This window comes from Nocardia arseniciresistens, assembly GCF_046764875.1.
Classification (GTDB): Bacteria; Actinomycetota; Actinomycetes; order Mycobacteriales; family Mycobacteriaceae; genus Nocardia; species Nocardia arseniciresistens.
In genome coordinates, this window is record NZ_JBKORD010000020.1 from 58,656 (window position 1) to 71,039 (window position 12,384).

The 12,384-nt window shown below is 64.8% G+C and carries 12 protein-coding genes; 3 read left to right on the forward strand and 9 right to left on the reverse strand.

The annotated features are described in order from the left end of the window. Positions 1 to 32 precede the first annotated feature (32 nt). The 7 genes from ACLMAJ_RS31525 to ACLMAJ_RS31555 all read right to left on the reverse strand — a co-directional run bounded on the left by ACLMAJ_RS31525 (position 33) and on the right by ACLMAJ_RS31555 (position 7,167). Positions 33 to 671 carry a TetR/AcrR family transcriptional regulator gene (locus tag ACLMAJ_RS31525; RefSeq protein ID WP_412017516.1) on the reverse strand — a complete coding sequence of 213 codons (639 nt, stop codon included), beginning with the start codon at positions 669 to 671 and terminating at the stop codon, positions 33 to 35. A gap of 79 nt (positions 672 to 750) precedes the next feature. Further along, positions 751 to 1,638: a hypothetical protein gene (locus ACLMAJ_RS31530; protein WP_412017517.1), complete on the reverse strand. Its 888-nt coding sequence runs from the start codon at positions 1,636 to 1,638 to the stop codon at positions 751 to 753. Between the two features lie 379 nt (positions 1,639 to 2,017). Continuing rightward, entirely contained in the window at positions 2,018 to 3,172 is a 1,155-nt protein-coding gene (locus tag ACLMAJ_RS31535) for a glycerate kinase (protein WP_412017518.1), read from the reverse strand. A 49-nt stretch (positions 3,173 to 3,221) separates the two neighbouring features. Continuing rightward, entirely contained in the window at positions 3,222 to 4,025 is an 804-nt protein-coding gene (locus tag ACLMAJ_RS31540; protein WP_412017519.1) for an ABC transporter ATP-binding protein, read from the reverse strand. Between the two features lie 17 nt (positions 4,026 to 4,042). Then, on the reverse strand, positions 4,043 to 5,083 hold the full coding sequence (locus tag ACLMAJ_RS31545) for an ABC transporter substrate-binding protein (RefSeq protein ID WP_412017520.1): 1,041 nt from the start codon (positions 5,081 to 5,083) through the stop codon (positions 4,043 to 4,045). A 44-nt stretch (positions 5,084 to 5,127) separates the two neighbouring features. Further along, a complete protein-coding gene (locus ACLMAJ_RS31550) occupies positions 5,128 to 6,000 on the reverse strand; it encodes an ABC transporter permease (protein WP_412017521.1) in 873 nt (290 codons plus the stop codon). Between the two features lie 126 nt (positions 6,001 to 6,126). Further along, positions 6,127 to 7,167 (reverse strand): LacI family DNA-binding transcriptional regulator, encoded by a 1,041-nt coding sequence (locus tag ACLMAJ_RS31555; RefSeq protein ID WP_412017522.1) that lies wholly within the window; start codon positions 7,165 to 7,167, stop codon positions 6,127 to 6,129. A gap of 172 nt (positions 7,168 to 7,339) precedes the next feature. On the opposite strand from ACLMAJ_RS31555, the gene ACLMAJ_RS31560 reads away from it, so the two are divergent. From ACLMAJ_RS31560 to ACLMAJ_RS31570, 3 genes are read left to right on the forward strand one after another with little or no spacing between them, the layout of a single operon-like run. Next, positions 7,340 to 8,503 (forward strand): Gfo/Idh/MocA family protein, encoded by a 1,164-nt coding sequence (locus tag ACLMAJ_RS31560; protein WP_412017523.1) that lies wholly within the window; start codon positions 7,340 to 7,342, stop codon positions 8,501 to 8,503. Then, positions 8,500 to 9,690: a dihydrodipicolinate synthase family protein gene (locus ACLMAJ_RS31565; protein ID WP_412017524.1), complete on the forward strand. Its 1,191-nt coding sequence runs from the start codon at positions 8,500 to 8,502 to the stop codon at positions 9,688 to 9,690. The genes ACLMAJ_RS31560 and ACLMAJ_RS31565 overlap by 4 nt, the downstream gene beginning before the upstream one ends. Further along, the gene (locus ACLMAJ_RS31570) at positions 9,687 to 10,559 is read left to right on the forward strand and encodes a sugar phosphate isomerase/epimerase family protein (RefSeq protein WP_412017525.1); all 873 of its coding nucleotides are present in this window, start codon (positions 9,687 to 9,689) and stop codon (positions 10,557 to 10,559) included. The genes ACLMAJ_RS31565 and ACLMAJ_RS31570 overlap by 4 nt, the downstream gene beginning before the upstream one ends. Positions 10,560 to 10,692: 133 nt before the next feature. Here ACLMAJ_RS31570 and ACLMAJ_RS31575 read toward each other — a convergent pair whose 3' ends face one another. Both ACLMAJ_RS31575 and ACLMAJ_RS31580 read right to left on the reverse strand, forming a co-directional pair. After that, positions 10,693 to 11,547 carry a COG4705 family protein gene (locus ACLMAJ_RS31575; protein ID WP_412017526.1) on the reverse strand — a complete coding sequence of 285 codons (855 nt, stop codon included), beginning with the start codon at positions 11,545 to 11,547 and terminating at the stop codon, positions 10,693 to 10,695. Between the two features lie 157 nt (positions 11,548 to 11,704). Further along, positions 11,705 to 12,376 carry a response regulator transcription factor gene (locus ACLMAJ_RS31580; RefSeq protein ID WP_412017527.1) on the reverse strand — a complete coding sequence of 224 codons (672 nt, stop codon included), beginning with the start codon at positions 12,374 to 12,376 and terminating at the stop codon, positions 11,705 to 11,707. Positions 12,377 to 12,384: the final 8 nt, after the last annotated feature.

Below are 12,384 nucleotides of genomic sequence, written 5' to 3' on the forward strand. Positions count from 1 at the left end.
AGAAGTGAAACATGTTTCAATCGGTATTTCAATCAATGATTCAATCGGCAATTGCCGTGGAGAGTGAGAGTGTTGTCGACACAGCGCGCAATGAACGCGTCGTCGATCGCCTCGTCTCCGACCAGCAACCGGAAATACAGTGGCGCGGACAGGGTTTCGATGACCTCACGAGGGTTCGTGCCCTCGGGTAGTTCACCGCGCTCGACAGCTCTGTCGATGACCTGAGAGGTTCGCTCGAATCGATCGTTCCAGAAGCGGTGGCGCGCCGCGGCGACCTCCGGGTCGACCGAGAGGGCGATGGTCGTGCCGACCAGCCGCGCGACGCCAGGACGCGAGATCAGCTGGGAGATCTGCTCGGCGAGCAGTTGCAGGTCGGCTCGCAAGGCGCCGGTGTCCGGGGCGGGGTTGGCGACTGCGGCGAGCTCGGTGACGGCCTCGGCGACAAGTGCGGTGCGGGTGCCCCAGCGCCGGTAAATGGTCGTCTCCGCGACACCAGCACGGGCCGCGACATCGCCGATGGTCAATCCCTCGATGCCGTGTTCGGCAACCTGGTCCAGGGTCGCGGCGAGCACGGCGTCGCGCACGCGGGCAGAGCGACCTCCGGTCCGCTTGCGCGGAACCGGGGGCGTCACCGCTTGCTCGTTCTCGGGATCGCGTTCGCTCTGGTTCATGGCCCTGTTCTACTCGACAGCGTTGCCGCGTGCCGAATGCGCAGACTTCGCCGACCGGCAGCGCGGTGAGTCGGCCGGATCAACGCAGGTACGCCGCGATCCAGTTGCCGAATTCGGTCGCGAGATGCCATTTGTGCTCGCTGACATACAAGCCGGGTACCGCCGCGGGGAACGCGACTTTGAGCTGACTGCGGAACCCACCACCGGGTTCGTCACGGAACTGATGGCAGACCCCGCCGATGACCTCACCGTCGGAGAGGACGGCGGCACCGGCGAGCGAGAGCGGATAGGCCGGATCCGCTGGGACCACTACCTTCGACGGGACGGCGTAGTTGACGAGGAACCGACTGGCGAGCACGGCTCCGCCGGTCACCTCTATGACCTCCTGCAGCCCGTCGGGCTGGGTCGCGATGATGTAGTGGTCCGGGCATGCGTCGGTCCAGAACGCCAGGTCGTTGTTCACCCGCGCCCGGTCGAACGTGTCGACGAAACCCTGCGCACTACCGCGATCGCTGGCGATCTCGACGGTCGCCAGCACCCAGCGTCCCCCTGAGGCCGCGAGCGTGGCGCGGGTGGCGGCCTCGGAGGCGACAAGCTCGCCGGCGAGCAGCTCACGCAACCCGTCGGGGCCGATCAGCACACGAGCCCGCGCCATCGCCGCTCGTGCGGCGGGGATGTCGTCGACGTGGACCGCGAAGCGGGTGAGCAGTGAGTCGAGCTCACCGGTCAGCAGGCCGACGTAGTCCTTGCGCAGCCGCGCCGCGGCTACCGACAGCCGCCGCCGTTCCCATTCGACGACCCTGGCTTGGTCGATGGCAGCTCCATCGATGAAAGTGCGTAGCCCGGCTCCCGACGTCGGCGCAACGGGGGACGCGAATGCGGTCCCGGTGCCGACATAGGCCGCGGTCGCGGTGGCGACGACTGTCGCCCCGGCGGTGCGGATGATGAGGCTTCTCCTGGTCAGCATTGACCAATTCCCTTCGCGTACTTGCTCGCCCGCGTCCTGTAGGCATCGCACGGACGAGCCCAAAATTAACGCAAGGAAAACTTGCGTTAAAGTAGCTTCGGCTACGCGCGTCACCTTGTCAACGGCTTGCGCCTAATTAACGCCACAAAACTTTGCGTTTGCAGCCAGCGAGAGGCTGACTTAACGCAAGAATTCCCAGCTTTAACGGTGCGATCAGCGCGTCGAGGAACGGGACAACACCTTCAGGGGCTGTCATCGGCAACAGAGCAGGAGAGGCAGGAACCGCCATGGTCGATTCCATCGAAATCCGGGCGCACGGACTCCTGAAAGTCGACGTCGGCGACGACCGACCCTGGTGCCGTTGCAGTGAGGTCGACGACTATGACCTTGTGCAGTTGCCCGACCCGCACCCCGCCGACACGGCATACCCACCCGAGACTCCGATCTGCTCGCCGATCCGAGTCAGCAGTCGCCGGGTCAGTTCGGGGTCAGCGGCGGTATCCCTATCGGTGTAGTCGCCGAGTGCGTAAATATCTGTGAATCCCGCTGGACCCCATTGGTCTCGGGACAACGTGCTCCGACCGGCGACGGCGACAACCGGGACGGGGTGGGCGCGGCGGGCCAGGACCATGGGCAGTTTGCCGTTGGCGGTCTGCTCATCGATACTCCCCTCCCCCGTGACCACCAGGTCATATCCGGGCAGGTGCCGATCGAACTCGAACAAGTCGAGAAAGAACTCGGCGCCCGACACGATCGTGCCACCGAGCAGTAACGCCGCGAAGCCGATTCCGCCCGCGCTGCCCGCTCCGGCTGTCGCCGCGACCGCCATCGCGTCCGGATAGCCGCTGCGGGCGAACGCTTGGACGAGGTTGTTCAGACCGGCGTCGAGAAATCGCACCTCGGCTTCGGAGGCCCCCTTCTGCGGCCCGTACACCGCTGCTGCACCGTTCGGTCCGAGCAAGGGATTGGTGACGTCACCGGCGACCACGATCTCGATCCCGGTCAGCTTCGCCGCTCGGGATGCGTCGACGGTGTGGACTCGGCCCAGACTCCGTCCGCATGCTCGCAGTTGTCTACCCGTCGCGTCGGCGAAGATGAAGCCGAGCGCTACGAGCAGTCCCATCCCGCCGTCGGTGCTGGCGCTGCCACCGAGGGAGAGGACAAGCCGGCGCGGCCGATATCGCAACGTCTGCGAGATGGCTTGCCCCATTCCGAGACTGCTCGCGTCGAGCGGCAGCGGGCGGCCGTTCGGAAGCGTGTCGAGGCCGCAGGTGTTGGCGACCTCAACCACAGCGGTGCCGTCGCCGACGGCGATTCCCCCGTATCTCGGGGTCCCCGCCGCCCCAGCCACCGTCACCGAATGCGGAGCGAAGCCTGCTGCTACCGCGGCGTCCACACTGCCGTCGCCGCCGTCGGCCAGCGGCATCCGATAACTGTCGATCCCCGCTGACGCCAGGCCCTCCGCCAGCCGGTCGGCCACTTCGGACGCGGAAAGGCTTCCTTTGAACTTGTCCGGGGCGACCAGAACCCTCACGCGGTTGACTTCCTTATCGATGAGTCGGCTCGACGGCGGGGACCGAATATCAGTCCGCGTGAGCCACCGACCCGAGTAGGTCCCGGACGTGGTTGGCGACCGTGATGAATTCCGGTGTCTCCATTGTCGTGGCGTAGTCCCGGTGCGCGGGCAAGTCGACGTCGAGCAATTCGATGATCCTGCCCGGCCTCGGGCTCATCACTACCACCCGGTTGGCGAGATATACGGCCTCGGCCACCGAATGGGTGACCAGTAGTACCGTCGTGCCGGTCTCCCGCCAGATCCGATGCAGCTCGACGTTCATCCGTTCTCTGGTGAGCGCGTCGAGTGCGCCGAACGGCTCGTCCATCAGCAGCACTTCCGGTTCGTGCAGCAGCGCCCGGCACAGCGAAACCCGCTGCTGCATACCGCCGGACAGTTCGTGCGGAAGTGCGTTCTCGAATCCGCTGAGCCCGGTCATCTCGATGAGTCGTGCGCATTCGGCCGCGGCGGCCCGCTTGTTCATGCCGCGCATCTCGGCTTGCAGCAGAATGTTCTTGCGAACGGTCCGCCATTCCAGCAGCGCGGCGCGCTGGAATACATAGCCGATATTGCGCTGCGGCCCACGCACGGGGACGCCGCCGAGTTCGACGCTTCCCCCGCTCGGGTCGGTAAGGCCGGCGACTACTTTCAGCAACGTCGACTTGCCGCAGCCGGACGGACCGACGATCGAGACGAATTCGCCTCTGCTGACCTGCAATCCGACGTCTTGCAGTGCGGTGACCTCACCCCGTTTGGACGAGAACCGCACGGTCAGATTGTCTACCGCGACCGCGGTATCGGTACGGGCGATGGTCTTGGTCGGTGTACTCATATTGTCAGCTGCTCCACTCACGGCTTGCTGGTCGGCGTGAATTGCGAGGCCCAGTACTTGGCCGGCTCCTCGGCTTTGTCTAGGAGCCCCGCGCTGCTGAGGACATCAATGGTGGCGCGCCAGTTCGCTTCGGAATTGGTTCCCGGCGCCTTACCCGCGGTTTCCGGCGTGCTGAGCAGGGGAATCGTCTGCTGCCACTGCTGGAGCAGCACCTGCTGCGGCGGCAGTTGCGGATCTTTGCCTTCCATCGCGGCGACCGCTGCCTCTGGCTTCGCGACCGCGGCGGCGAACGCCTCACTCGTGGCATCCAGCATGGCCTGTATCAACTTGGGCGAGGATTCGATGGTGGCTTGGTTGGCGATCAGCCCATTACTGAAGAAGTTCAGGCCCTGATCCGAATACCGCAGGTAGCGGACTTCCTTGCCGCTCTTGTTCGCGATAGTGGGGCCTTGATCGTGCGCGAAGCCGATCAGCCCGTCGACGCGGCCCGAGAGCATCGCCGACATCTTGCCCGCCGAGTCGAGGCTCTGCTGGGTTACCTGATCCGCCGGCACGCCCGCCTTGGCGAGATAGACGGGGAAGGTCGTGGTCGGTGCGTCACCCGCGGAGACGGCAATCGTCTTGCCCGCGAGATCGGCTGGTGTCCGGATATTCGAATCGGCGAATACCTGCACTGCCGAGGGCGTGGTCTGGAGGAAGACGCCGACGCTCTTGATTTTGACGCCCTTGTCGATATTGCTGAGGACGGCCGGTGTATCGGCCCAACCGAAGTCGGTCTTCTTCGAACCGGCGGCCTGCGCGGTCTTGGTCGAGCCCTGCCCGGCCGAGATCTTCAGGTCGATGCCGTGCTTGGCGAAAATGCCCTCTTGCACACCGTAATAGAACGGCGCGTGCTCGCCGTAGGGGTACCAGTTGAGCATCAGTGACACTGCGGTGGTCTTCCCGTCGGTGCCGGGATCCTTCTTGTCGGCGCCCCCGCCCCCGCAGCCGGTCAATACCAGGACCGATGCCACCGCGGCGGCGCCGATCATCGTGAATGTGCGAGTTCCGAATTTCATGCGAGTTCTCCAGCTGTGGCGCGAATACGGTGCGTTCGACATGCTCATGCCCCGCCGACGACCGAGGCCGTGGATCGACGGGAGGCGTGCCATGGAATGAGGAACCGCTCGGCGATTTCGATGATCGCGAACAGGATGATGCCCAGCATGGACATGATGATCAGGGCGGCGAACAGCATTGCCGTATCGATGTTTCCGTTGGCTTGCAGGATCACATAGCCGAGACCTTCATTGGCACCGACGAATTCGCCGACGACGGCGCCGGTGACCGCGAGGGTGGCGGCGATCTTGAGGCCGGACATCAACTGTGGCAGCGATGCGGGAAACCGCACCTTCACGAACGTCTTCCAATTGCTCGCGCCCATGGTGGAGGTGAGTTCGAGGATCTCGGGATCCACAGAGCGCAGCCCGGCCATACCGGAGATGACGATCGGGAAGAATGCCATCAGTACGGCGACGAGGATCTTGGGGCTGGTGCCGAATCCGAGCCAAACGATGAACAGCGGTGCGATCGCGATTTTCGGGATGACCTGCGCGAAAAGGATGAGTGGGTACATCGTTCGCTCGATACCGCGTGAGTAGATCATCACCAGTGCGACGGCTTCGCCGATCAGCGCGGCGATGATGAAGCCGACCACCGTTTCGTAGGTGGTGACCCAACTGTGCCGGAGCAGGTACGTCGAATTGTCGGCAGCGGTTCGCCAGGTATCCGCCGGTGACGGCAGGATGTACGGCTCGACGAGCTCGAACTTCGTGACGGCCCACCATGCGACGACCAGCACCGCCACCAGTGCGAGCGGCCGCCATATGGTCGACCACATGGTGGAGAGGGATGGGAGCTTCCGGCGCCGGGTGCGAACGGGTTGGGTCGCTTTCGGTGCGGAGGAACTGACCTCGACGGACGTGACTACCGCCATCTGGAGTCCTAAAGCTAGTAGTGGAGCGGGGTTCGAACTGCACCCGCTGGGAATGCGCTTTCCGAAGCTGCGGTCGAGGCTAGTGTGATCGGACCCACAGTGTCAAGGGTTCGGAATTGTCACAGGTCAGACGCGTCGCAATACGCTGCTGTCACGCAGGATCACGCGCCCGGGAACGAATTCGTGGGCGCGCGATTCCGTGGCCGAGTCGTCGAGCGCCAGCCGCACGGCGCGCTCGCCGATATCGACCAGCGACAGCGCTACCGTCGAAAGACCCGGCACATGGTCACGCAGCGTCGGGATATCGTCGAACCCGGCGATACAGACGTCGTCGGGAACCGCGAGGCCGAGCTGACGCCAGGCCGCGATCGCCCCGATCGCCATCACATCGGTGACTGCGAATACGCAGGGCGGGACGTTGTCGACCTGTCCGGGATGCAGATCCAACGCAGCGGAAAGCCGACGGGCGGCACTGAAGCCACCGTCACGGGAGAAGTCCCCCGCGATCTCCACCAGCGGTGTCACGCCGTGCGTCGCGAGAGCTTCAACGAAGCCGTTGCGCCGGTCGACGGCGGTCCTGATATTGCCCGGCCCCCCGATCACGGCGAAATCGCGGTGGCCCTGCCCGAGTAGGGCATGCGCCAATTGCGCTGATGCCGCGTAGTTTTCGGGCTCTACGGCAGCACCGAAGGACAGCGGCTGTCCGATCACGACCACCGTGCCGCCGTTGTCCAGATACCGCGCGCATTCCTTCTCGAGGTCGCGGTCGAGATCCCCGCTCTGGCGTGAGCCCGCCAGGATGATCGCGTCGGCGCGGTGGGAGATGAAGGTGCTCACGGATTCGCGTTCGATATCGAAATCGCGTTGCGTACTGGCCAGCAGTACGAGTTTGCCCGCCCTGCGCGCCGCCGCCTGGACGCCCTGCGCGATCGAGGAGAAGTAGGGGTCGGCGATATCGTGCACGATGAGTCCGATGAGCCCGGTCGAAGACCGCGCCAGTGCCTGGGCCTGAGCATTTGCCACATAGCCCAATTCGGCGGCGGCTGCGCGAACTCGGTCGGCGACGCCTTCGCCCGGGACCCGCGACGATCCGTTGAGAACGCGGGACGCGGTCGCCTGGGAGACGCCCGCCCGGATCGCGACGTCTTGCAATCTCACAGCCGCCATGGCCTCGTGCCTCGTTCTCTACGCGTGGGGGTTGACCGGACATCGGGACTAGCATAGCTTGGAAAGCGCATTCCGACGCTGACTTGTCCACTCGACCTGTGCGGGTCCATCCGCACCGTCCACGACCCATTCTGCGGTCGTCAGCCACGCAAATCAGAAGAGGCACATACCAATGCCCGATTCCACTCCCCCGCGCACGCTCCGCATCGCCATGAACGGGGTCACCGGTCGCATGGGCTACCGCCAGCACCTGATGCGATCGATCCTGCCGATCCGCGACGCCGGTGGGCTGCTACTTCAGGACGGCACCCGCGTCCAGGTGGAGCCGATCCTGGTGGGCCGCAATCCCGCCAAACTCGCCGAACTCGCCGCACAGCACGACATCGCCGAATGGAGCACCGATGCCGCCGCCGTCATCGCCGACCCGTCGATCGATATCTACTTCGATGCGCAGGTCACCTCACGGCGCGCCGAGGCACTCGCCGCTGCGATGAAGGCGGGCAAGCACGTCTTCACCGAGAAGCCGACCGCCGAAACGCTGGCCGAGGCCGTCGAACTCGCCAGGGTGGCCGCGAACTCCGGCGTCACCGCGGGCGTCGTGCACGACAAGCTCTATCTGCCCGGCCTCGTGAAGTTGCGCAGGCTCGTCGACGAAGGCTTCTTCGGCCGGATCCTTTCGCTGCGTGGTGAATTCGGTTACTGGGTATTCGAAGGCGACAGCCAACCCGCGCAGCGACCCAGCTGGAACTATCGGGCCGAGGACGGCGGCGGCATCGTGGTGGACATGTTCTGTCACTGGAACTACGTGCTCGAGGGGCTGCTCGGCAAGGTCGAAACGGTCACCGCGAAGGCAACGACTCATATCCCGACCCGATGGGACGAACAGGGCAAGCCATACCCGGCAACCGCCGACGATGCCGCCTACGGGATCTTCGAGATGGAGAACGGGGTTGTCGCGCAGATCAACTCGTCATGGGCAGTGCGCGTGTACCGCGATGAGCTCGTCGAGTTCCAGATCGACGGAACGCACGGCTCCGCCGTCGCCGGACTGCGCAAATGCGTCGCGCAGCAACGCGCGCATACGCCCAAGCCGGTCTGGAATCCGGATCTCCCGGTCACCGAGCCGTTCCGCGATCAATGGCTGGAAGTGCCCGCGAACGCGGATTTGGACAACGGATTCAAGTTGCAGTGGGAGGAGTTCCTCACCGACGTGGTGAACGAACGGCCGCACCGCTACGGGCTGCTCTCCGCCGCGCGCGGTGTTCAACTGGCCGAACTCGGACTGCGCAGCTCCGCCGAGGGCCGTCGGATCGAGATTCCGGAGGTCACGCTGTGACCGCGACATCCACCGGCCTGTCGGTCATGCTGCCCGTCGATGGCCGACTCGAACCGTACATCCTCGGTACCCCCGGCGCGTGGACGCGACCGACACGGCCGATCACCTCACGCGTAGCTTTCGCTGCCGCACACGTGATTCCGCGAGCGTCGGCGGACAACACGCCGGGTGCGCCCGCGGCAGTCGACTGGGACGCGACCCTGGCATACCGACACGAATTGTGGTCCTACGGGCTCGGTGTCGCCGATGCCATGGACACCGCACAGCGCGGAATGGGCCTCGACTGGCAGGCGAGCGCGGAATTGATCCGGCGATCCGGCGCCGAGGCGGCATCGGTCGGTGGCAGGCTCGCCTGCGGGGCCGGAACCGATCAACTCGACCTCGCCGGACTCCCCTCCGGATCGGCCGGACTCGCCAGGATCATCGATGCGTATCGCGAGCAGATCGACGTGGTGACCGAGGCCGGAGCACAGGTGATCCTGATGGCCTCGCGCGCACTCGTGCGGGTCGCGCACTCGGCCGCCGACTATATGCACGTCTACGAGAAGTTGCTCGCCGGTGTCGATCGACCGGTGATCCTGCACTGGCTCGGCACCATGTTCGACCCTGCGCTGCAAGGCTATTGGGGCAGCGCCGATATCGAGACCGCCACCGGGACATTCCGCACGCTCATCGAGAACAACAGATCGAAGGTCGACGGGGTCAAGGTCTCACTGCTCGACGCGGCGCACGAGGTCGCACTGCGACGCGCATTGCCCGACAAGGTACGGCTGTATACGGGCGACGATTTCAACTATCCCGAGTTGATCATCGGTGATGCACAAGGCCATTCGGATGCCCTGCTCGGCATCTTCGCGGCGATCTATCCCGCCGCGTCGACCGCGCTGCAGGAACTCGACAACGGAAAAGTCGCGCGCGCGTCGGAGATCCTCAGTGCCACTCAGGAACTCGGGCGGCATATCTTCGCGGCACCGACGTACTACTACAAAACGGGTATCGCTTTCCTATCGTGGCTCAATGGCAAGCAGCCCGGCTTCTCGATGGTCGCGGGCCTGTCCACGGGCCGTTCCGTGCCGCATATGGTCGAACTGTTCCAGCTCGCGGACAAAGCCGGACTGCTATCGGATCCGGAACTCGCCGCGCATCGCATGCGGGTCTACCTCGAACTGAACGGATTGAGCTCATGACTTCGATTGCGGCACAGCAGACGCCATTCGATCTCGCCGATCCGTACCGGTCGCTGTCGCTGAATACGGCGACGACCAAAATGTGGACGCTCGCCGAGGCGGTAGATGGCGCAGCCCGCGCGGGGCTCGGCGCGGTGGGCCTGTGGCGCGATCGGGTCGACGAGGTCGGTGCCGCCACCGCGGCGAAGATCGTCGCCGATGCGGGGTTGCGCGTCTCCAGTCTGTGCCGCGGCGGATTCTTGACCGAACCGGGCGACGGGCAGGGGGCACTCGACGACAACCGCCGTGCCATCGACGACGCGGCGACGCTGGCCACCCGGGAACTGGTGATGGTGGTGGGCGGTATGCCGGACCGGAACCTCGCCGCCACGCGGGCGCGGGTGGAGGAGCGGCTCGCCCTGCTGGTCCCGTATGCGGCCGAGCGTGGTATCCGCCTTGCTCTCGAGCCGCTGCACCCGATGTTCTGTGCCGACCGCGCGGTGATTTCCACATTGGCACAGGCATTGTCCATGGCGCAGCCGTATCCGGCGGAGACCGTGGGTGTCGTGGTCGACACCTTCCATATCTGGTGGGATCCGACCCTGGAAGAAGGGATCGCGCTGGCCGGTGCGTCCGGGCGGATCAGCTCGTATCAGGTATGTGACTGGTTGAACCCGATGACCGCCGATCCGCTGCTGTCCCGGGGCATGATGGGCGACGGCATCATCGACTTCGCGACTATCGGCGAGTGGGTTCGCAACGCCGGTTACCGCGGTGACGTCGAAGTCGAAATCTTCAATGCGGCAATATGGTCCAGCGACGGCCACGACGTGATCGAGACGATGAAGCAACGCTACCGCGACCTGGTTCTCCCGTCCCTCGTGGACTGAACGGGACCAACAGGGCCGCCCGCGATCATGTACCTCGACGGATCGACATCGCCCGCTATTCGCAGGACTGAATGGCAACACCGACACCGGGCTCGGTCCCAGCATTACCGACGACGAGCCCGGAGCCGATAACCTACGGCCTCGTACCCAAAACCTCGGTTATTGCGTCAGTGTCGTTCGCGGATTTGAGCTCGGTCGGCTCGGGCACACGGCTCGCTTTTCGGTAGCAGTAGGCGATGCCTACGATCAGGATCGCCAGCAGCGCCGCGGAGGTGCCGTACGTGCCGAAGGCGAGCCCGCCACTGGTGTGGGGTTTGGAAAGCCAGTCGCCCATGGTCGCCCCGAGTGGACGGGTGAGTACGAATGCCATCCAGAACAGCAGTACGCCAGAGGCTTTGGTGAAGTAGTGGGCGGCCAGGATCAGTGCCATGATCGCGGCGACGAGCGCTGCACTGCCCCAGTAGCCCAGCCCGGAGCTGTCGGACAGATAGTCACCGAGTGAGGTGCCCAGAGTGTTGGACAGCAAGATCGCGGCCCAGTACAGCAGTTCACCGCGGACGGTGGTGATGTTTTCGACGTTGAAGGTCTGTCCGCTGTACTTCCAGATCAGGAAGACGATGGCCAGCCCGGAGATGAGGATGATCGCGCCGCCGCCGTACCCGAGGCCGCCGTCGGTGGAGGTGTCTGAACCCGGTCCGCGGTTGATCAGGTCGGACATGGTCGTGCCTGCCGTGCTGGTCGCGGCTATCACTGTCCAGTAGAGAGCGGGGTGGAACCGGCGTGCCCGTAACTGTGCCAGCAAGCTGATCGCGAAGATGGCAAGGAACAACAGCGACGCCTGGGCGTAGCCGAGCTTCAGAGTTTGCGCCAGCAGATCCCCGCCGGTTTCCCCGAGCGTGGTCGCGGCGATCTTGAGCACCCAAAACAAGACCGTGACTTGCGGGAGCTTGTAGTCGACGAACAGAACCCGAGCCGCGCGCTTGACCACCGATGCTCTCTTTCTCCGGTACCGACACTCGTGGACGCAAAGTCTGTCGAAGCGTCGCTGAGAACACGCTGAGAACGTGCTGTGCGGCACACTTTCGCCGAAACGGCCTCGGCTGAGAACGTGCCGGTGGCGAACGGGTGCGACCGGCGCGGGTGGGTCACGTGTCGAGTAGGCGGTATCCGACACCGCGAATGGTTTCGATGCTGGCCAGGCCGAATGGGGTGTCGATCTTGCGGCGCAGGTACCCGACGTAGACCTCGACCACGTTGTCGGAACCTTCATAGTTGATGTCCCACACTCCGCGCAGGATGTCGCTTTTGGTGACGACGTCACCCTTGTGGCGGACCAGGTATTCCAGGACGCCGTATTCGCGTGGGGTCAGCGAGATGTCGTGGCCGGAACGAGTCACGGTTCGTCGTGCCGGATCTACCGACAGGCTGCCCGCAGTGAGGATCGCCGGTCTTTCCGGTGCGCCGCGCCGGACAAGGGCCCGCAATCGGGCGATGAGGATCACGAAGGAGAAGGGTTTGGTCAGGTAGTCGTCGGCGCCGAGGTCGAAGGCGTCGGCCTGGTCGTATTCGCCGTTCTTGGCCGAGAGCATCAGCACGGGTGTCCATACTTGGCGTTGGCGCAGTTCCCGCACGATCTGGTAGCCGTGTTTGCCCGGCAGCATGATATCGAGCACGAGCACATCGAAGTCGCCGGTCGCGGCGAGTTCCAGTCCGTCGAATCCGTCGTGGGCCACCTCGACGACGAAGCCTGCCGTCGTGAGCCCACGGCGCAGGGTCTCGGCCAACCGGACCTCGTCGTCGACCACGAGTACCCGCACCGTCACCA

Bases quoted from the DNA above. Each gene is read 5' to 3' on its own strand.
- ACLMAJ_RS31525 (WP_412017516.1), bottom strand. From the start codon at position 671: ATGAACCAGAGCGAACGCGATCCCGAGAACGAGCAAGCGGTGACGCCC.
- ACLMAJ_RS31555 (WP_412017522.1), bottom strand. From the start codon at position 7,167: ATGGCGGCTGTGAGATTGCAAGACGTCGCGATCCGGGCGGGCGTCTCC.
- ACLMAJ_RS31540 (WP_412017519.1), bottom strand. From the start codon at position 4,025: ATGAGTACACCGACCAAGACCATCGCCCGTACCGATACCGCGGTCGCG.
- ACLMAJ_RS31570 (WP_412017525.1), top strand. From the start codon at position 9,687: ATGACTTCGATTGCGGCACAGCAGACGCCATTCGATCTCGCCGATCCG.
- ACLMAJ_RS31550 (WP_412017521.1), bottom strand. From the start codon at position 6,000: ATGGCGGTAGTCACGTCCGTCGAGGTCAGTTCCTCCGCACCGAAAGCG.
- ACLMAJ_RS31560 (WP_412017523.1), top strand. From the start codon at position 7,340: ATGCCCGATTCCACTCCCCCGCGCACGCTCCGCATCGCCATGAACGGG.
- ACLMAJ_RS31545 (WP_412017520.1), bottom strand. From the start codon at position 5,083: ATGAAATTCGGAACTCGCACATTCACGATGATCGGCGCCGCCGCGGTG.
- ACLMAJ_RS31530 (WP_412017517.1), bottom strand. From the start codon at position 1,638: ATGCTGACCAGGAGAAGCCTCATCATCCGCACCGCCGGGGCGACAGTC.